Genomic DNA, 18,213 nt, shown 5'->3' on the forward strand with positions numbered 1-18,213 from the left:
AGGTGACGGAATTGCAACAATGATTGCAGCTTGTTTAGGTGGACCTCCAAACACAACGTATGGCGAGAATATTGGTGTTTTAGCTATTACAAGAGCTTTTAGTATTTATGTATTTATTGGAGCAGCATGTTTTGCTATTTTATTTGGATTTTGTGGTAAAGTTTCAGCTTTATTAAGTACAATTCCAACACCAGTTATGGGTGGCGTTTCTATTTTATTATTTGGAATTATTGCTTCGAGCGGTTTGAGAATGCTAATCGAAAATAAAGTTGATTTCAAGATTAAACGAAACCTAATCATTTCATCTGTTATCCTAATTATAGGAATTGGTGGTGCGGCAATTCACATTGGAGATTTATTTTCTTTAGAAGGAATGGCTTTGGCTTCTATAATTGGAGTTGCTCTAAATTTAATTCTTCCGGGAAGAGAATTTGTCTCGTTTAAGGAAATGTTTGATGAAGAAAATTAGATTATCATAAAATAAAAAAGACGGAAACTTATAATTTCCGTCTTTTTTATTAAATATTTTTTGTTCTTAAACTTCGTCAAAATCAATTGCTAAAGTAGCTGTTTTTGGACGAGAAATACATGCTAAGGTCATTCCTTCTTCGTAATCAGAATCTGTTAATACATAGTTGTCTCCAATATGCACTTCACCTTCCGTTATCTTACACATACAAGACGAACAAACACCTCCTTTGCATGAATATGGTGCGTCAATACCAGCATCTAACATCGTATCAATCAAATTTTTTCCTCTATCCCACGTCACTTCAGAAGTCTCTCCATCAAGCGTTACAGTAACTTGAACCGTTTGAGGCCCTTCATCATGTTTTGTAAAAATATCTTCTGTTTTCACTGAAGGATTAAACATTTCGAAATGAATATGTTTCTCGATAATTCCAGCTTCGTTGATTTTTTTCGCTAAAGTCAAAATCATTTGTTCTGGTCCACAAACCATTGCTTCATCTACTTCGTTGATATCAATAATTTGATTCAAGATTAAATCAAATTTCTTCTCATCAATTCGTCCATTGTAAATGAAATTCTCCTGATCTTGACGCGTATAGAAATGATGAATAAAAACATTGTTTGGATATTTTTGTTTCAATTCTGTCAAACGCTCTTTGAACATGATTGAGTTTTCATCTCTATTTACATAAAAAATATGAAAATTTACCCATTCTTCAGTCTGCAAAGTAAACTCTAACATACTCATAATTGGCGTGATTCCACTACCCGCCGTAAAAGCTAATAACGTACGTTTTTCGTTTGGTTTTGTTGGAATTGTAAAACGTCCACTTGGTGTAGAAACTTCCAATTGATCACCAACTTTTAGTTCATTTGCTAAATAAGAAGAAATCTTTCCATTTGGTTGAGATTTAACCCCAATGCTCCATTTTTTATCATTAGGAGATTCACACAAAGAATAATCTCTTCGTTCTCCATTAATATTAAGAGTGATATATTGTCCAGGTAAAAAATTGTATTCTTCGTGTAATTCCTCAGGAACATCAAACGAAATTTGAACAGCATCAGCCGTTAATTTTACAATTTCTTTTACTGTTAATAAATTAAATTTCATAGTCGTATACTATTTATAATTCTTAAAACAACTCGTTATTTAAGATTGTTCTGCTAACTTTGTACAAAAGTAAGATTTTAGATTAAATAGAAAAAGTATATGGAAATAGCATTGATCGCTCATGATGGAAAAAAAGCTGAAATGGTCAATTTTTTAATGAAACATAAAGAAGCTTTAAATAAAAATAATATCACATTTATCGCAACTGGAACGACAGGAAAATATGCGGAGCAAACTGGCTTGAAAGTTACACGCTATCTATCTGGTCCTCTTGGTGGTGACGCACAAATTGCCGCTCGTGTTGTGGAAGGAAAAACAGATATGGTTTTCTTTTTTAGAGATCCAATGGGGAAACATCCGCACGAACCCGATGTAAATATGTTACTGAGACTGTGCGATGTACACAATATCCCATTAGCTACAAACCCAGCGACAGCAGAAATGTTATTGGATCATTTGAAATAATTATTCTTAAGCTAATCTTAAGTTTATTTTGGTTGTTTTGGTGGATAATTTATTTAATATTGAATAGAAATTTTAACTGAATATAAATAACAATTCAAAACCAAATTACAATGAATTTAATTAAAAAAACAGCTATCGCGCTTAGCTTATTTGCATTTACTGGATCTACTGTAGCATTTGCTCAAACTAAAACTCCAACTAAAACTGCTAAAACAGAAATGGCAAAAACAAAGGCTACAACTGATAAAAAAGTAACAGAAACAAAAAGGATGTAAAAGCAACTACAACTAAGAAAACTGATGCAACTGCTAAAACAGTCAATGACAAAAAAGTAGCTTCAGAAAAAAAAGTGGAGAAAACGACTACTCCAAAAAAAGAAACAAAAACGACTGTAGCTAAAACAACTACTGCAGGGACTTACAATGGACACAAAGTTTATGTAGGACCAAAAGGTGGAAAATACTATATCAACGATAACGGAAATAAAACGTATATCAAACAATAGTTTTTATCCTAATAAAAATAATAAAGGCTGTCTATTTGTTAGGACAGCCTTTTTTAAATTATATTTTTATAATATATATTTTCTGGATTTTGAGGATCGATTAAGATATCGACATCTTTTCCTTTTTTTAAAATCTCATTTGCATTAACATCTCCAAAATATTCAAACTCTGTATAGTAAATTTTCTCATTATTAGGATGTTTATAAAAGACTTCAACTATATAATCTGGCAAATGATTTTCTCCTAATAAACCTCTTTTTATTTCAATAATATGTGCTTTTACTTTTACTCCTTTATTTAATAATCTTGAATGATTTAGGTAATCAAATAAATTGACGAAACCTAAATACCCCATAAACAAACTACAGAACAGAAAAACTACTCCAAGTAGTTGATTAAAAAATACACCAAGATTTAGAAAAGAGCATATTAGAACAAATCCTAAACTTAGGATTAAACTTCCTATTGCGATTGACAATTTCATTATTCTTGTATTTGTTATCTGTTTTTCACAAACCGTACCAAAAACAAAAAATTGTCCTATAAAAATAATTTTATTGTAAATTTACTCAAATATCTTAATAAGCTGCTGTAAATCTGCTTTTTATATGATTTGCATTTTCTATTTCATCTGCAATCACCACTGCAACATCTTCCACAGACAAAATACTACGCCCTTCTGCATTGAAAACTGGTACATCATTGCCTAAACGATATGTTCCTTTTCGCTCTCCAGATGTTCCTTGATGCATTTCTGGCGCTGGAGAAAACATTGTCCAATCCAACTCATTATCTTGTTTCAAGATATTATAATAATCTCTCGCTGCCAAAGCGCCTTGTTTTATTTGTTCAGGAAAATCTGGTGTGTCTACAATTTGTAATTCTTTTTGATCATTCACATACAAACTTCCCGCTCCACCAATAACAATCAAACGCTTTACACCAGCTAATTTAGTTGCTTCTTCAATTGCTTTTGCACCTTTCAAATAATCCTCATAAATATTTGGATTTGCCCAACCTGCATTAAATGCACTTACAACTACATCAGCACCTTTCAAATCTGTCGCCAAAGCCTGTACATCGTTTACATCTAACGCCACTTTTGCTACATTTTTACTATCTAAAACCTTGTCAGTATTTCGTGCAAATGCTTTGATAGATTGATTTCTATTTACCAATTCTTCTACGATATGTGAGCCTACAAAACCTGTTGCTCCAATTACTGCTACTCTCATTTTATTTAATTTTATATTGTAATTAATTTTGTTACATTTAAAGATAAAAAATTTTACTGAAATTCATCAGAAAATTGTTTTAAAGTTTTATGATTTAACGATTTAATTAAATCTGATTCAGCATTATCAAATAATCTTTCGAGATTGTCATTCATTTGTTTACCAACTGGACATTCTGGATTGGTATGATTCATTCTTCCAAAAACATTTTCTTGATTGACAATTTTATAGACATCGCCTAACAAAATATCAGCAGAATCTTTAACTAAGTAAATTCCTCCTTCTTTCCCTTTTTTCGAATCGATGAAACCTGCTTCTTTCAAGAATTTAATCTCACGACGAACCACAACAGGATTCACATTAATACTTCCCGCAATAAAATCAGAAGTTATTAATTGTCCCTTGAATTTTTCAGTCAAAACTAAAATATGAATCGCCGTTGCAAATCTTAAATTATTCATTTCTCTATATCGATGGGACAAATTTAGTACAAATTTTTTAATTGTAACAAATATTGATACAATTTTATTGATTAATTTCTCTTAAATTTGTTGCATACTCCTATACATATGGAAAATTATAAAAAACATTTATCAAATATTATTGATCTCACAGAAGAACAATGGGCAGAAATTGAAAAATTTTTGGTAGTAAAACACATCAAAAAGAATGAATTTATTTTAGAACCTGGTGAATATTCCGAAGATTATTTTTTTGTTGAATCTGGTGTTATTCGTTCTTATACAATAGATGAAAATGGAAAAGAACATGTCTTGCAATTTGGTACAGAAAATTGGATTGTAAGTGATAGAAATAGTGCTTTTTGTAAGCAACAATCAAAATTTTATATTCAAGCAATAGAAGATTCTACCGTTATTTTATTGAATGAAAAATTAAATAATCTAATCACTCGATTAAATCCAAATTATTTAGCTGCTCAAAATAAATTAATTCAAAATCATGTGCGCAGTTTACAAGATCGTATTAATTTATTACTTGGTGCATCTGCAAAGACTCGTTATTTAGAATTTATGCGTCTTTATCCCAACCAACTTTCTCGCATACCACAATGGATGATCGCCTCATATTTAGGCATCACACCCGAAAGTTTAAGTAGAGTTCGTAAAGAAATAGCACATGGATAGTTATAGTTTTGAAATTTTTGTACCAGAAAAACCTAAAAAAAATAATAAACAAATTGCGAAAGTAATCTTATCATTTCTCGCCGTTACTGTAATTAGTTTTGTGTTTTTGGAGCTGAAAGTTTTTAAAAATCAAACGTATTATTACATTTTTATTGGGCTTTTAGCTACTGCTGTTGCTTATTGGAATGGTTATTTTAAAAGACCTACTACAGAATTGAAAGGTAATTTTGATGGAAAATTGACATTTACAAAAGATACAATTTCTGTAAAGGATCAAACTTTTTCAATCAACGATTTATTTTCTATTGTCATTGATAATGAAGATTACAAAGGAAAAGCTGTAAAAGAATTTGGTGAGTTCGAAAACCCAGAAGGTTCGCACGGAATTAGTAATTTAATTACATTAAAAACAAAAGATAATCAATTTGTTGAAGCTTATTTTTTACAAAAATCATTAAATGAATTTTCTAAAATCGAATCATTTTTAATTCAATATTACAAAAACAATTTACTTTCTGAAGATGATTTAATTTCGATCATGCATTTAGAATATGATATTGATAAGAACGAGTTGAGAAAAAAATTAAGATAATTTAATTTTTCACTAACATATAAAAGTTAAGCTAGTCTCATTATTTAATGTAATTTTGTACCACTTAAAAACAATAATTTATGCAACCAACAGCAGAATGGTTAAAAACTTGGGAATCTAAAAGAGAATTCACTTTAGCTCCTAATGATTTAGAAAAATATTTTACAGATAAAGAAATTGGAGGTGTAGAAATCGACCAAATTGAAATGGGAGAAGTTTCTTTACCGTCTGGAAAAATCTTTGTGAATGATCCTTTGGGTGAATATTTATCAATGGACAAAGATCCTTATTTCCTTGAAACGCCAAAAGGTAATTTTCCTGTAACTGCAAGCATCGTAAAATTTGAAGACGATGGTGATGTTGAGAATTTGATTGGTTGTATCAAAGTTGCTTTTACAAACGAAAAACCTGTTCGTTATGAAGAAGCAATGAAAGGAATTGAGTTGATTGATGAATTACAAGAAGGAGAATATTTTGGTTTTTCTATCGAAAGTGGTTTAGCAACAATTGTTGATGCAGAAGCAAAAGATTCTTTTGTAAAGTTTATTGATGAATTCGAAAGTAAAGGTGATGTAAATTTATATGATGATTATTTCAATGCATTATTTGTAGAAAACGCTAAAAATAATCCGAAATATCAATCAGAAGAAGGAGATTGGATCAATTGGACAATTCCAAATACAGAATTCAAATCGGCAATTTTTCAAGCTGGTTTTGGTGAAGGAATTTATCCTGCTTACTTTGGATACAATGAAAAAGGAGAAATTATTGCATTTTATATTCAATTCATCGATGCTGAATTAGAAGATTCAGAAGATGATGATGAGTGGTTGTAATTAATTTTTTCGATCAAATAAAATTTAAAATCCTTCAAGAAATTGAGGGATTTTTTTGTTTAAAAATATGCATATTAACGTATTGTATATCATATTAAACAGAATGAGAAAACTAATATTTTTTATAATGATTCTATCCACTACTTTTATTTGGAATATGATACAATAGAATATATAAGAATTCATAAATCAAAATTTCTTAATGAAAATAAAAGTGCTATCAAAAACTATGATAACTTACCTGCAAAATTTAGTCTCTATAAATACAAAAATCCAGAGAATAAAAATAGTTATAAGTTTCAAAATGAATATAAAATATCTGAAAAATTGAAAGATAATTGGTATTTATTGGAACGAATTGAGTAATACAATTTCAAAATTTATTGCTTAAACTGTATCTTTGCATCGATTTTAAAGAAGCAAATGTCCAATTATTTTCAATATTTTAAACATCCAATTACTACGTACGAACTTCCCAAAAAGTTTGATTATCCATTTTATTATGAACCTACTGAAATTGCGAAGCAAGCATGTAGAGAGCTACAAGAATACTTGGAAAATCAAACCGATTTTGAACATAATTTTGGTTTAGAAAATGACCAATCTTCCACTCCAATTGGTAAAATGTTTGGTGTTTTAATTGTTCGAAATCAAAAGAATGAAGTAGGATATTTAGCGGCAGTTTCAGGTAAATTGGCTAATACAAATCAGCACAAATTTTTTGTTCCACCTATTTTTGATATGTTGAATAAAAATGGTTTTTTCTTAGAACAAGAAGAACGTCTGAATGAAATCAATCGTATTTTAGAATCATTAGAAAATGATCAAAACTATTTACAAGTTAAAGAAGATTTTATTCAATTTGAAATCAATTCTAAGTTAAAAATTGAAGAAGGAAAACAACTATTAAAATTAAATAAAAAAGACCGAAAATCCCAACGAGAAACAATTTCTCCAACTTTATCTCAAGAAGAAATTCAATTTTTTGAAGAAGATTTAGTCAAACAAAGTTTACGTGATAAATATGAATTTAGAATTCTAAATGAAAAACTTGATTCTGAAAAACAGATTTTATTAAGCAAAATAAATGTTTTTGAGAATGAAATCAATTCATTAAAAGAAGAACGAAAAATAAAATCTAATTCACTTCAAAATCAATTGTTTAATCAATATCAATTCTTGAATAAGTTTAAGCAAGAAAAAGGATTATTAGAAATTTTTTCAACAACTGTATTTCAACAACCTCCAGCTGCTGCTGGTGAATGTGCTGCACCCAAATTATTGCAATATGCATTTCAAAATGATTTAGAACCAATTTGTATGGCTGAGTTTTGGTGGGGAGATTCGCCAAAATCTGAGGTTAGAAAACATGGTCAATTTTATCCAGCTTGTACAGGAAAATGTGAGCCTATTTTAGGACATATGTTGCAAGGAATTGAACTGAATGAAAACTTATTGTTGAAGCAAAATTCAACTGTTGAAGAGTTAGAAATTTTATATCAAGATAATGATTTGGTTGTCATCAATAAACCAGAAGAGTTTCTTTCTGTTCCTGGAATTGAGATTAAAGATTCTGTTTATCTTAGAATTAAACATCAATTTCCATTGGCAACAGGTCCAATTATTGTTCATCGTTTGGATATGTCAACTTCTGGAATTCTTGTTTTGGCGTTAAATAAAGAAAGTCATAAACTTCTTCAACAACAATTCATTAAACGTAAAGTTCAGAAACGCTACATTGCACTTTTAGATGGAAATGTTGAGCGCGATAATGGTTTTATAGATTTACCTTTACGTGTGGATTTGGACGATAGACCGAGACAAATGGTTTGTTATGAACATGGAAAAACGGCGCAGACAAAGTATGAAGTCATTGCAAGAAAAGACAATAAAACGCTTGTCTATTTTTATCCAATTACCGGTCGTACACATCAGTTGCGCATGCATGCTTCGCATCGTTTGGGACTAAATGCACCAATTATTGGTGATGATTTATATGGTACGAAAACAAATCGTTTGCATTTACATGCCGAATCCTTAGAATTTACGCATCCGAAGACGAAAGAATTGATGAAATTTCAAGTAGATCCAAATTTTAATCTCTAATTTTGCGAAAGAATACAAAGAATGGAAAATAAAGATTTGACAATACGAGAAGTAATTTATCGCGATATGGATACGTTGATTATGGCAAAATTGAAAAACGGATCTAATATTTCGATAGATGATTTGATCGATATTTCTTCTTATTTAGCTGCAAGTTTGTTCCGTGAACGTTGGAAACAAAAAGGTGAGTTGAGCGAAGAAGAAGTGAATATCGTTTTAGGAAATTTAGGTGATTTTTGCAATGAACATTTTGGTGAATATTTTACACAACAAGATTTTGATAAAATTGTGAAAATCTCTCAATTATTGTTACAAAAACCTACGTTTGATAACGATTCGAAAGAATTTTTTGATGAAATATTGAAAAATTAGAAAAAAAATAAGCATAAAAAAACCACTTCGAGAGAAGTGGTTTTTTATTATATCTAAAATTGATTAATCAATTACTTTTCCAATTAAATCGAATTCGTAAGCTTCGATAATCTCTACATTTACAAAATCACCAACTGGTAAATAGGTATCAATTGCAGAAATCAAAACTTCATTATCAACATCTGGCGAATCATATTCTGTACGACCAATAAAATTCTCACCTTCTTTGCGATCAATCATTACTCTAAATTGTTTTCCAATTTTTTCTTGATTCAAATCGTACGAAATCTGAGATTGAATTTCCATAATCTCTTCAACACGTTGTTGTTTTACTTCTTCTGGAACATCATCTTCCAAATTATAAGCATGTGTATTTTCTTCGTGTGAATAAGTAAAACATCCCAGACGATCAAATTTTTGCTCTTGTACCCACGCTTTCATTTCTTGGAAATCTTCTTCGGTTTCACCTGGATAACCACAAATTAACGTTGTACGAATCGCCATATCAGGAACTTTTGTACGCATTGCATCTAACAAAGCATTTGTTTTTTCGTGTGTTGTTCCACGACGCATTGATTTTAATAATTTTGTTGAAATATGTTGTAACGGAATATCGATATAATTACAAACTTTTGGTTCTTCACGAATTACATCCAAAACATCTTCTGGGAAACCAGCTGGAAATGCGTAATGCAAACGAATCCATTCGATTCCTTCAATTTTCACTAATTCTTTTAATAAAGTCGCTAATTCACGTTTTTTATAAATATCTAATCCATAATACGTTAAATCTTGCGCAATCAAAATCAATTCTTTCGTTCCATTTTTCGCCAATTTAGTAGCTTCTGTAACTAAATCTTCGATTGGACGAGAAACATTTCCTCCACGCATCAAAGGAATTGCACAGAAAGAACAAGGACGATCACAACCTTCTGCAATTTTAAGATAAGCATAATGACGAGGAGTTGTTGTTAAACGCTCTCCAACCAATTCGTGCTTATAATCTGCTCCTAAAGCTTTTAACAACAATGGTAACTCGCGCGTACCAAAATATTGGTCAACATTTGGAATTTGCTCAATTAAATCTGGTTTGTATCGCTCTGACAAACATCCTGTCACGAAAACTTTTTCCACCAAACCATCTTCCTTACGTTGCACGTAATCTAAAATTGTATCAACACTTTCCTCTTTTGCATTATCAATGAAACCACAAGTATTAATCACCACAATTTCTCCAGATTGCTCATGTACAACCTCTTTCCCATTGGCTTTCAGCTGTCCCATTAACACCTCAGAATCGTATACATTTTTAGAACATCCTAACGTAATTACATTAATTTTCTTTTTTCCAGTCGATTTTGTACGCATTACTCTAATTTAAGTCTGCAAAATTACGAAATATTTGAGAGAACTAACCGAAAAGATTGAATGGAACAAGTATAAATAGTTAAAATAAAAAATTTTAAACTCAAATAACTTTAAATAGAATAGATTTCTTTACAACTAACTATTTTAGAAAATTAATCAACTATTACTTTATTATCATTAATAATAATTATTAAAATTAATTTTAACTAATTGATTAACAAAATATAACAAATTATTTATAGTTTAATTTCAACAATAAATGTTAAATTTGAGCTTATTAGTATTTTAAGTTAGATGTCAAAGCAATGCTTTGAAATTAAGAAGGTCAAGAGAAATCTTGACCTTTATTTTTTATATTTAATCGATATGATAATGACTCGGAAATGCCTTTTTAGGATTTTGTTTGAGAATATTCAACCTGAATTGACTTTCTAAAAATCCGTAACCATAATTGAAAAATTGAATTAAAGTTGTTTGAATTGATAATAAACCTACAACCGCAGATTTGAAACGAATTGTAGAGAAAATAAAAATCAAAAACATATAAATTAGCCACAAAACAAACGGAATTTGTAGAATAAATTGATGTTTCGGAAGAATAAAACTCAACAATAAAAGTAGAAACGCAACTAAAGTTCCGACAAAAAATATACTCGGAAACCAAAAAGTAGGTTTGATATAATTTGGATGACGTTGATTAAGAATTGGACGCGCAACTCCAAATTGATAGACTTGTTTTGCAAATTTCTTTAACGAAGTTCTACGTTTATGAATCACTTTCGAATCTTGAAATAATCGTGTTTCAAAACCATTTTCCCATAAACGCATTGATAAATCTGGATCTTCTCCAACGCGTAAATCCGCAAAACCACCTGTTTTTTCGTAGGCTTTTCGAGAAATTCCCATGTTGAAACTACGCGGCTGAAATTTACCAATTTGTTTTTTTCCTCCACGGATTCCTCCTGTTGTCAAAAAAGAAGTCATCGAAAATGTAATCGCTTTTTGCAAATCTGTAAACGAATCATCTGCATCATCTGGACCACCAAAAGCATCAACAAAATTGCTTGTCAATTCTTTTTTAACCGATTCGATATAAGTCGAAGGAATAATCGTGTCAGAATCTAAGAAAATGAAATAATTTCCATTCGCTTTTTCCATTCCATAATTTCTCGATTTTCCTGGACCTGAATTTGTTTTGTAATAATAATGAAGATCTAATTGAGTTTCAAATTTAGCACAAACTGTATCCAATTTATTTTGAGAACCATCATCTACAATAATAATTTCGAATAACTTATCCGTTTGTTTCGCTAAACTTGACAATAATTCTGTCAATTCATCTTGACGTTCGTAAACGGCAATAATTATCGAAAGTTGTAAATCTTCTTTTTCCAAAATATATTATTGATTGAATGATTCTTTCAATTCTAAAGTTACTTTCTGAATTTCATCTAAATTCTTAAAATGCTTCAATTTGAAAGTTGATTTTGATTGTTTCAATTCGTGAACAATTGCCAAAATAGTATCCAATGGACTTTGCTCCTCTCCTTTCGAAGTTTCGTCAAAATTAATTCCAACCAAAGAAACTTCTTCAATCATTCCGAACAACCATTCTTCTAAAAAAGTATTCAAATCTATCGAATCAATTTTATGATTTGCCCATTGATTTTGTTTCGCTTTTTCAGCTAAATCTGTATTCGACCAAAAACAAATAACCTCTAAATTAGAGCTATCTTCATACTCAAATTCCTCTGAATACGAAACAGCAAAACCTTCTTCCGAAGTTAAAAGATATACTTTTTGATCTTGACAAATTTCTTTTATAAATTGACTCACTTCTCTTAATTTTGATTTTTAGCTTTTTTACTTCCTTCGTACATTTCGTATTGTAAAAAGTCGCATTCTAACTTACCGTTAAACACTTTTACTTTTTTCGAAGGACGTAAACCGACATATTTTTTGGCTTGTAAATCTGATGTGATAAACCACGCCAATGTATTTGGATAACTCGATTTTAACGTGTCACCAATTTGTTTGTAAAATTCTTGATTATTATTTTCGATACGCTCATCATAAGGCGGATTGAACACCAATAAAACTGGGAACAATTCCTTTTTAGATGTAAAGAAATCTTGATTTCTCACTTCAATGAAATCTTCTAAATCAGCAGATTTTATATTCATCTGCGCGATTTTTACCATCATTGGAGAAATTTCGTAACCTACAATTTTATATTCTGATTCCTTGATTCGATTTAAACGCGTATTACGAATTTGTGTAAACAATGTTTCGTCATAATCTGGCCAATTCTGAAATGCAAAATGCTTACGATGAATTTGTGGCGGAATATTATTTGCAATCATCGCCGCTTCAATCAACATTGTTCCTGAACCACACATCGGATCAAGGTAATTTCCTTTTCCATCATAACCCGCTTGCAACAACAAACCTGCTGCTAAAACCTCGTTAATTGGAGCTGGACCAGTTTCTTCTCTATAACCACGTTTGTGCAACGATTCTCCAGAAGAATCTAACGACAACGTAATTTTATCGTGCGAAATATGTAAGTTAAAACGTACATCTGGAAAATCTTTATCGATACTTGGACGACGACCATTTTTTTCTTTGAATCGATCTACAATAGCATCTTTTACTTTAAGCGCTGCGTAATGCGAATGCGTAAAATAATCTGAGTGAATAGTTGGATCAATCATAAAAGTTTGATCAACATTCAGATAATTTTCCCAATGGAATTTTTTGAATTTCTCATACAATTGATGATCATTTTTCGCAGAAAACGAAAGAATTGGCTTCTGTATACGAAGTGCAGTACGCAAGCTGTAATTTGCTTTGTACATGAAACCTAAATCGCCATTAAATTCAACCATTCGGTTTTGGATTTTAACATCTGCCGCACCCAACGCTTTTAATTCTTGCGCTAATATTTCTTCGAAACCAAAAAAGGTTTTCGCAATCATTCTGAAATTTTCCAAGGAAATAAAATTTTTACAAAAGTACGGGAAATAAAGGAAATTGAGAAAGGAATAATTGTTTTTCGATATTCTAAACTAATTTATATCTTAACAAAAAATATTTCATGGATCAAGAAACTAAATATGAAAAAATATTGGTTCGATATTATAGTAAGGTTTTAGAAGAAGAAATAGTTGAAACACTTTGGACAGAAACCATAGACAAAGAAAAAGGATTATATAAAATTGAAAATATTCCGTTCTATGGTCCATGTTTTTCAAGTGACGATATAGTATTTGCTGAATATGATAACGATGAAGAATGTTTGACTTTTAGAAAAGTAATTGAATTTTCTGGAAATTCGACAGTTCAAGTTATAATAATGAATGATGAAATTAATAGAGATGATATTAGAAATATTTTCAAGAATTTGAATTGTGAAAGTGAAGCGCTGAATGAAAAATACTTTGTTCTAGAAATTCCTTTAAAAATAAATTATAAATCTGTTTTTGATAAATTAATCGAATTACAAGAAAATGAATTTATTGCTTTTGCAGAACCTGTTTTATCAGAAAAACATCGTGATGAAACCAGATAATAATCTTAATAATATTTTTTAATTTCTATATTTTCCTTCATCGACATTCTTCGTACCTTTCGGCTATTAAAGTTTAATTTTTTAGAATTCGATATAAAATGGAAAAAATCACAGATCGTCTTTCAGCTTTGAGAGAGGTTATGAAACAAAATGGAGTTAGCGCAACAATTATTCCTGGAACAGATCCGCACGGAAGCGAATATTTACCAAATCGTTGGAAAGAGCGTACATGGATTTCAGGTTTCAATGGATCGGCTGGAACTGCAGTTGTAACATTAGAAAAAGCGGCTGTTTGGACGGATTCGAGATATTTTATTCAGGCAGAAGATCAATTAAAAGACACGACTTTTGAGTTGATGAAAATGAGAATGCCAGAAACTCCTTCTATCAACGAATGGATTATTTCTCAATTAAAAGAAGGAGAAGTTGTTGGACTTAATCCGCAAATGTTTGCACACAATTCATTTGTAGAAATGGAAAATGAATTTACATTCAATCAACTTGCTGTAAAATCAATTGATTTAATTGACTTGACGAATAAAAACCGTGATGAATTACCTCAAAATCAATTCTACATTTATGATGTAAAATTTGCTGGAAAATCTGCTTCAGAAAAAATTTCGGAAGTGCGCAATGAGATGAAAAAAGCAAATACCAATGTATATATCATGAATTCGTTGGATGAAATTGCGTGGTTATTTAATATTCGTGGAAATGATGTTAACTATAATCCATTGACAATTTCATATGCCGCTGTGGATACAGAAAATGCGTATTTATTTATAGATGAAGCAAAAGTAACTCCAGAAACAAAAACTGCTTTAGCAAATGAAGGAATTACAATTCAACCTTATTTAGCGGTTTACGATTATTTAAAGAAACAAAACGAAAAATCGCATGTATTGGTAGATGGAAATCGAGTTAATCAATCGTTATACGAAGCAATTTCTACTTCTTCAACTATTAATTTAATTGCTTCTCCAGTAACAAACTTGAAATCTGTTAAAAATGAAATCGAGCAAGAAGGTTTTAGAAATGCAATGGTAAAAGATGGTGTTGCTTTAACTAAATTCTTCATGTGGTTAGAAGAAAATATTGACAATAATATTAATGAAGTTACAATTGATGAGCAATTGAAATTTTTCCGTTCGCAACAGGAAAATTGTAAAGGTGCAAGTTTCGGGACTATCTGTGGATACGCTGATCACGGCGCAATGAACCACTACTCTGCTTCGCCTGAAACTGCTTATACATTAGGTCGAAAAGAAATGTTGTTAATCGATTCTGGAGCTCAGTTTTTGGAAGGAACAACAGATATTACGCGCACATTGATGTTAGGAGAACCAACAGCGCAACAAAAAACAGATTACACCTTAGTTCTTAAAGGAAATATTGGTTTATCGGAAGCTATTTTTCCTGTTAATTCTCGTGGTTCTTTGTTAGATGTTTTGTCGCGTAAAGCGCTTTGGGAAAACGGTTTCAATTATGGGCACGGAACTGGACACGGAGTTGGTCATTTCTTATGTGTACACGAAGGGCCACAAAGTATTCGTTTAGAAGAGAATTTAACTCCACTAAAAGCTGGAATGGTGCTTTCTAACGAACCTGGTTTGTATCGCGATGGTGAATACGGAATCAGAATCGAGAATCTAATGATTGTTCAACCAGCGATGTCTACTCAATTTGGTGATTTCTTGAAGTTTGAGATTATTACAGTTTTCCCAATTGAGAAAAATTTGATTGATGTTAATTTAATGACAAACGAAGAAATTGCATGGTTGAATAATTATCATCAATTTGTTTTCGAGAAAATTTCTCCATTCTTAGATGAGAAAGAAACAACTTGGTTAAAAGAAAAATGTGAGGCTATTTCTAAGTAAATTTAATTTCAACAAAAAGTCATTCTAAATTCGTTTCAGAATCAGACATAAAAAAATAAGAAACTGAAAATAAATTCAGCTAGACAAAAAAATCCTATTCGAAAGTGAATAGGATTTTTTTATTTCTCAGAATTATCTTATTATTGCAACATATTTGCATTAAGAAATGAAAAGACGAAATACACCAACCAAACAAGCGGTTATTGATTTGTTCAATTCGTGTACGACTGCATTAAATCAGGAACAAATTGAAACACAATTGCAAGGAAAAATGGACAGAGCAACGATTTATCGTATTCTGAATAATTTTTGCGAAGACGGAATGATGCATAAAGTTGTGGGAGATGATGGCGTAAATTATTTTGCGATGTGCAAAACCTGTTGTGAACATACACACCACCACCACGATCATTTTCATTTTCGTTGCACAACTTGTAATCAACTTATTTGCTTGAAAGAAGAAATAAAAATTAATTTACCCGAAGGATTTTCGATGCAAGATTGCAATTGCGTCATCACAGGAACTTGCCCAAATTGTCAAAAATAACAACAATGGATTTACAATGGTTTGTAAAATGGTTTAACTCGCCATATTATCATATTTTATACAAAAACAGAAGCTTAACAGAAGCTGAAGATTTTATTCAAAAAATCACGAAATATTTACAACTTCCACAGCACGCAAAAGTGTTAGATTTAGCTTGTGGAAAGGGACGACACGCTATTACATTAAATAAATTAGGTTTTGATGTTTTGGGAATCGATTTATCTGAAGAAAGTATCAAGTACGCTAAACAATTTGAAAATGAATATTTAAAATTTGAAAAACATGATATGCGCGAAGTTTATCATCCAAACGAATTTGACGCGGTTTTCAATCTTTTTACAAGTTTTGGTTATTTTGAAAATTATGAAGATAATTTTAAAGTTTTTGAAGCTGTAAAACAACAAATAAAATCACATGGAATCTTTGTTTTAGATTATCTGAATGCAGAAAAAGTAGTTTCGACAATGATTCCTTATGAGGAAAAGCTGATTGATGGAATTTTATTCAAAATCACAAAATCTGTCGAAAATGGTTTTATCAAAAAAGAAATTGATTTCACAGATAAAGGCGAAATATTTCATTTTGAAGAGTTTGTTCGTTTAATTTATTTCAACGATTTCAAAAAAATATACGAAACGGAAGGTTTTATTTTAGATAAAGTATTCGGAAATTATAATCTTGATGCTTTTGATGAACAAACTTCTGACCGATTAATTTTAGTTTTAAACAAATGAAAGAAAGTTTAATCTTAATTTCAAGTGTGTTAATAGGAGTTTTATTTTCTCGAATATTACTCAAAAATAAACACAACTCAAAACTGCTACTAACCTTTAGTGGTGCGTATTTTTTGGCGATGACCGTTTTAGAAATTTTGCCACAAGTCTATGGACATCCATCCGAAAATCATAGCCATCATTCTATTGGATTGTTTGTTTTATTAGGTGTTGTTGTACAATATATTTTAGAAACGATCAGTAAAGGCGTTGAACACGGACATATTCATTTACACAAAAAAGAGCAATTTCCTTTCGGAATTTTTGGCGGATTATTTTTACACTCGATTATCGAAGGAATTCCTGTTGCAAATGCAGAATCTCACAATTTTATGTGGGCAATTTTTGTTCATAATATTCCAGTTTCAATGATTTTGTTTAGCGCATTATGTCAACATACAGAATCTAACGCAAAGCGTTTTTTGTTTATGACCTTGTTTGCTTTAGCTGCTCCAATGGGGTATTTCTTAGGAAAACATACCATTATTTCTAATTATTCTTTGGAAATGAGTGCAATTGTTTCGGGAATATTTTTACACATCTCTACAGTAATCTTATTTGAAAGTAATGAAGGACATAAATTTAATTTGAAGAAGTTTGGTTCTATTTTAGTCGGTTTTATTCTCGCTTATTTAACCGTTTCAATGCATGTACATTCTCATTAATATATAAAAGCAACTTATTAAAAGTTGCTTTTTTTATTTTTAATAATCACTATATTTATTTAAATAAAGTTTAAAATGAATAAATTAAGCCAATATATTCTACTATTAATAATTATCACAAGTTGTCACAATTCCTTTGATGGTAAAGCTAATAATGCTTTACAAGGAAATTGGATAAAAGAATATTATCCTGAAGAAACTATGATAGATGAAGATTTACCTCCTCCTGATTTTTTTTTCAAACCTAATGTTTTATACACTTTTCAAAATGATACATTGTTTGACGCTAATCAATTTCACAATTATAATAAAAAAACAAAAAAAAATAATTATTTAGGTTATAAGACAAAATTCATTATTAAAGATTCCATTATTTATTGGTACAATACACTAACAAAACAAGATATCGAGTATGGTAAAATAAAGAAATTTACAAATGATACTATTTACTTCGAAAACTTTATGCTTGTTAAAGAAAAAGCACAACAAGTTTATCAAAACAAATTTGATGCAATAATCGTTACAAGTAGTGGTGTAATCTTCCCCTTGTTAGGAACATTTAAAAGT

Annotated in this window: 23 protein-coding genes; 15 read left to right on the forward strand and 8 right to left on the reverse strand. The window is 30.3% G+C overall.

Annotated features, from left to right (window positions below; genetic code table 11):
* On the forward strand, positions 1-469 hold a 469-nt coding region (locus N5E64_RS13635), incomplete at its 5' end, for a solute carrier family 23 protein (protein ID WP_280037962.1).
* A gap of 66 nt (positions 470-535) precedes the next feature.
* Here N5E64_RS13635 and N5E64_RS13640 read toward each other — a convergent pair.
* Entirely contained in the window at positions 536-1,585 is a 1,050-nt protein-coding gene (locus N5E64_RS13640; RefSeq protein WP_280037963.1) for a 2Fe-2S iron-sulfur cluster-binding protein, read from the reverse strand.
* Between the two features lie 99 nt (positions 1,586-1,684).
* Between N5E64_RS13640 and N5E64_RS13645 the strand changes: the two genes are divergently transcribed.
* From N5E64_RS13645 to N5E64_RS13655, 3 genes are all read left to right on the forward strand, one after another.
* On the forward strand, positions 1,685-2,050 hold the full coding sequence (locus tag N5E64_RS13645) for a methylglyoxal synthase (RefSeq protein WP_019973715.1): 366 nt from the start codon (positions 1,685-1,687) through the stop codon (positions 2,048-2,050).
* A gap of 110 nt (positions 2,051-2,160) precedes the next feature.
* The gene (locus tag N5E64_RS13650; RefSeq protein WP_280037966.1) at positions 2,161-2,325 is read left to right on the forward strand and encodes a hypothetical protein; all 165 of its coding nucleotides are present in this window, start codon (positions 2,161-2,163) and stop codon (positions 2,323-2,325) included.
* Positions 2,326-2,399: 74 nt separating this feature from the next.
* Entirely contained in the window at positions 2,400-2,555 is a 156-nt protein-coding gene (locus N5E64_RS13655; RefSeq protein ID WP_280037967.1) for a hypothetical protein, read from the forward strand.
* A gap of 53 nt (positions 2,556-2,608) precedes the next feature.
* Here the strand turns inward: N5E64_RS13655 and N5E64_RS13660 are convergent, their stop codons facing one another.
* From N5E64_RS13660 to N5E64_RS13670, 3 genes are all read right to left on the reverse strand, one after another.
* Complete coding sequence (locus N5E64_RS13660; RefSeq protein WP_125349350.1) at positions 2,609-3,040, reverse strand: hypothetical protein; 432 nt, start codon at positions 3,038-3,040, stop codon at positions 2,609-2,611.
* Positions 3,041-3,134: 94 nt separating this feature from the next.
* Positions 3,135-3,791 carry an NAD(P)-dependent oxidoreductase gene (locus N5E64_RS13665; protein ID WP_125349349.1) on the reverse strand — a complete coding sequence of 219 codons (657 nt, stop codon included), beginning with the start codon at positions 3,789-3,791 and terminating at the stop codon, positions 3,135-3,137.
* Positions 3,792-3,844: 53 nt separating this feature from the next.
* Entirely contained in the window at positions 3,845-4,252 is a 408-nt protein-coding gene (locus N5E64_RS13670) for an Rrf2 family transcriptional regulator (protein ID WP_280037968.1), read from the reverse strand.
* Positions 4,253-4,360: 108 nt separating this feature from the next.
* Between N5E64_RS13670 and N5E64_RS13675 the strand changes: the two genes are divergently transcribed.
* From N5E64_RS13675 to N5E64_RS13695, 5 genes are all read left to right on the forward strand, one after another.
* On the forward strand, positions 4,361-4,936 hold the full coding sequence (locus tag N5E64_RS13675) for a Crp/Fnr family transcriptional regulator (RefSeq protein ID WP_115000276.1): 576 nt from the start codon (positions 4,361-4,363) through the stop codon (positions 4,934-4,936).
* Positions 4,929-5,528, forward strand: coding sequence for a hypothetical protein (locus N5E64_RS13680; RefSeq protein ID WP_219035245.1), 600 nt, complete (start codon positions 4,929-4,931; stop codon positions 5,526-5,528). The genes N5E64_RS13675 and N5E64_RS13680 overlap by 8 nt, the downstream gene beginning before the upstream one ends.
* A gap of 80 nt (positions 5,529-5,608) precedes the next feature.
* The gene (locus tag N5E64_RS13685) at positions 5,609-6,364 is read left to right on the forward strand and encodes a DUF4241 domain-containing protein (RefSeq protein ID WP_115000280.1); all 756 of its coding nucleotides are present in this window, start codon (positions 5,609-5,611) and stop codon (positions 6,362-6,364) included.
* A 423-nt stretch (positions 6,365-6,787) separates the two neighbouring features.
* Positions 6,788-8,470, forward strand: a complete 1,683-nt coding sequence (locus N5E64_RS13690) for an RluA family pseudouridine synthase (RefSeq protein ID WP_280037969.1) — start codon at positions 6,788-6,790, stop codon at positions 8,468-8,470.
* A 21-nt stretch (positions 8,471-8,491) separates the two neighbouring features.
* Positions 8,492-8,842, forward strand: coding sequence for a hypothetical protein (locus N5E64_RS13695; protein ID WP_038335727.1), 351 nt, complete (start codon positions 8,492-8,494; stop codon positions 8,840-8,842).
* 63 nt (positions 8,843-8,905) lie between these two features.
* Here N5E64_RS13695 and rimO read toward each other — a convergent pair whose 3' ends face one another.
* The 4 genes from rimO to N5E64_RS13715 form a co-directional block, all read right to left on the reverse strand.
* The gene (gene rimO, locus N5E64_RS13700) at positions 8,906-10,210 is read right to left on the reverse strand and encodes a 30S ribosomal protein S12 methylthiotransferase RimO (RefSeq protein ID WP_280037970.1); all 1,305 of its coding nucleotides are present in this window, start codon (positions 10,208-10,210) and stop codon (positions 8,906-8,908) included.
* Between the two features lie 357 nt (positions 10,211-10,567).
* On the reverse strand, positions 10,568-11,605 hold the full coding sequence (locus N5E64_RS13705) for a glycosyltransferase family 2 protein (protein WP_115000728.1): 1,038 nt from the start codon (positions 11,603-11,605) through the stop codon (positions 10,568-10,570).
* A gap of 6 nt (positions 11,606-11,611) precedes the next feature.
* Positions 11,612-12,046, reverse strand: a complete 435-nt coding sequence (locus N5E64_RS13710) for a DUF2750 domain-containing protein (protein WP_125349342.1) — start codon at positions 12,044-12,046, stop codon at positions 11,612-11,614.
* 5 nt (positions 12,047-12,051) lie between these two features.
* Positions 12,052-13,209 carry a class I SAM-dependent RNA methyltransferase gene (locus N5E64_RS13715; protein WP_260391955.1) on the reverse strand — a complete coding sequence of 386 codons (1,158 nt, stop codon included), beginning with the start codon at positions 13,207-13,209 and terminating at the stop codon, positions 12,052-12,054.
* A gap of 98 nt (positions 13,210-13,307) precedes the next feature.
* Between N5E64_RS13715 and N5E64_RS13720 the strand changes: the two genes are divergently transcribed.
* The 6 genes from N5E64_RS13720 to N5E64_RS13745 all read left to right on the forward strand — a co-directional run.
* Positions 13,308-13,781: a DUF4265 domain-containing protein gene (locus tag N5E64_RS13720; protein WP_038331503.1), complete on the forward strand. Its 474-nt coding sequence runs from the start codon at positions 13,308-13,310 to the stop codon at positions 13,779-13,781.
* Between the two features lie 98 nt (positions 13,782-13,879).
* Positions 13,880-15,661 carry an aminopeptidase P family protein gene (locus N5E64_RS13725; RefSeq protein ID WP_280037971.1) on the forward strand — a complete coding sequence of 594 codons (1,782 nt, stop codon included), beginning with the start codon at positions 13,880-13,882 and terminating at the stop codon, positions 15,659-15,661.
* Between the two features lie 166 nt (positions 15,662-15,827).
* Positions 15,828-16,208, forward strand: coding sequence for a Fur family transcriptional regulator (locus tag N5E64_RS13730; protein WP_280037972.1), 381 nt, complete (start codon positions 15,828-15,830; stop codon positions 16,206-16,208).
* Positions 16,196-16,942: a methyltransferase domain-containing protein gene (locus tag N5E64_RS13735; protein ID WP_347881233.1), complete on the forward strand. Its 747-nt coding sequence runs from the start codon at positions 16,196-16,198 to the stop codon at positions 16,940-16,942. Before N5E64_RS13730 ends, N5E64_RS13735 begins: the two co-directional genes overlap by 13 nt.
* Positions 16,939-17,646 (forward strand): ZIP family metal transporter, encoded by a 708-nt coding sequence (locus N5E64_RS13740; protein ID WP_221855878.1) that lies wholly within the window; start codon positions 16,939-16,941, stop codon positions 17,644-17,646. The genes N5E64_RS13735 and N5E64_RS13740 overlap by 4 nt, the downstream gene beginning before the upstream one ends.
* Positions 17,647-17,721: 75 nt before the next feature.
* The coding region (locus N5E64_RS13745) for a hypothetical protein (protein WP_280037974.1) at positions 17,722-18,213 on the forward strand (492 nt) is incomplete at its 3' end.

The organism is Empedobacter sp. GD03739 (genome assembly GCF_029843245.1).
Taxonomy (GTDB): Bacteria; Bacteroidota; Bacteroidia; order Flavobacteriales; family Weeksellaceae; genus Empedobacter; species Empedobacter falsenii_B.

Excerpts from the sequence above, each read along its gene's own strand:
- N5E64_RS13660 (WP_125349350.1), bottom strand. The coding sequence starts at position 3,040 with ATGAAATTGTCAATCGCAATAGGAAGTTTAATCCTAAGTTTAGGATTT.
- N5E64_RS13740 (WP_221855878.1), top strand. The coding sequence starts at position 16,939 with ATGAAAGAAAGTTTAATCTTAATTTCAAGTGTGTTAATAGGAGTTTTA.
- N5E64_RS13640 (WP_280037963.1), bottom strand. The coding sequence starts at position 1,585 with ATGAAATTTAATTTATTAACAGTAAAAGAAATTGTAAAATTAACGGCT.
- N5E64_RS13645 (WP_019973715.1), top strand. The coding sequence starts at position 1,685 with ATGGAAATAGCATTGATCGCTCATGATGGAAAAAAAGCTGAAATGGTC.
- N5E64_RS13730 (WP_280037972.1), top strand. The coding sequence starts at position 15,828 with ATGAAAAGACGAAATACACCAACCAAACAAGCGGTTATTGATTTGTTC.
- N5E64_RS13720 (WP_038331503.1), top strand. The coding sequence starts at position 13,308 with ATGGATCAAGAAACTAAATATGAAAAAATATTGGTTCGATATTATAGT.
- N5E64_RS13725 (WP_280037971.1), top strand. The coding sequence starts at position 13,880 with ATGGAAAAAATCACAGATCGTCTTTCAGCTTTGAGAGAGGTTATGAAA.
- N5E64_RS13675 (WP_115000276.1), top strand. The coding sequence starts at position 4,361 with ATGGAAAATTATAAAAAACATTTATCAAATATTATTGATCTCACAGAA.
- N5E64_RS13665 (WP_125349349.1), bottom strand. The coding sequence starts at position 3,791 with ATGAGAGTAGCAGTAATTGGAGCAACAGGTTTTGTAGGCTCACATATC.
- rimO (WP_280037970.1), bottom strand. The coding sequence starts at position 10,210 with ATGCGTACAAAATCGACTGGAAAAAAGAAAATTAATGTAATTACGTTA.
- N5E64_RS13680 (WP_219035245.1), top strand. The coding sequence starts at position 4,929 with ATGGATAGTTATAGTTTTGAAATTTTTGTACCAGAAAAACCTAAAAAA.
- N5E64_RS13685 (WP_115000280.1), top strand. The coding sequence starts at position 5,609 with ATGCAACCAACAGCAGAATGGTTAAAAACTTGGGAATCTAAAAGAGAA.
- N5E64_RS13650 (WP_280037966.1), top strand. The coding sequence starts at position 2,161 with ATGAATTTAATTAAAAAAACAGCTATCGCGCTTAGCTTATTTGCATTT.
- N5E64_RS13690 (WP_280037969.1), top strand. The coding sequence starts at position 6,788 with ATGTCCAATTATTTTCAATATTTTAAACATCCAATTACTACGTACGAA.
- N5E64_RS13670 (WP_280037968.1), bottom strand. The coding sequence starts at position 4,252 with ATGAATAATTTAAGATTTGCAACGGCGATTCATATTTTAGTTTTGACT.
- N5E64_RS13695 (WP_038335727.1), top strand. The coding sequence starts at position 8,492 with ATGGAAAATAAAGATTTGACAATACGAGAAGTAATTTATCGCGATATG.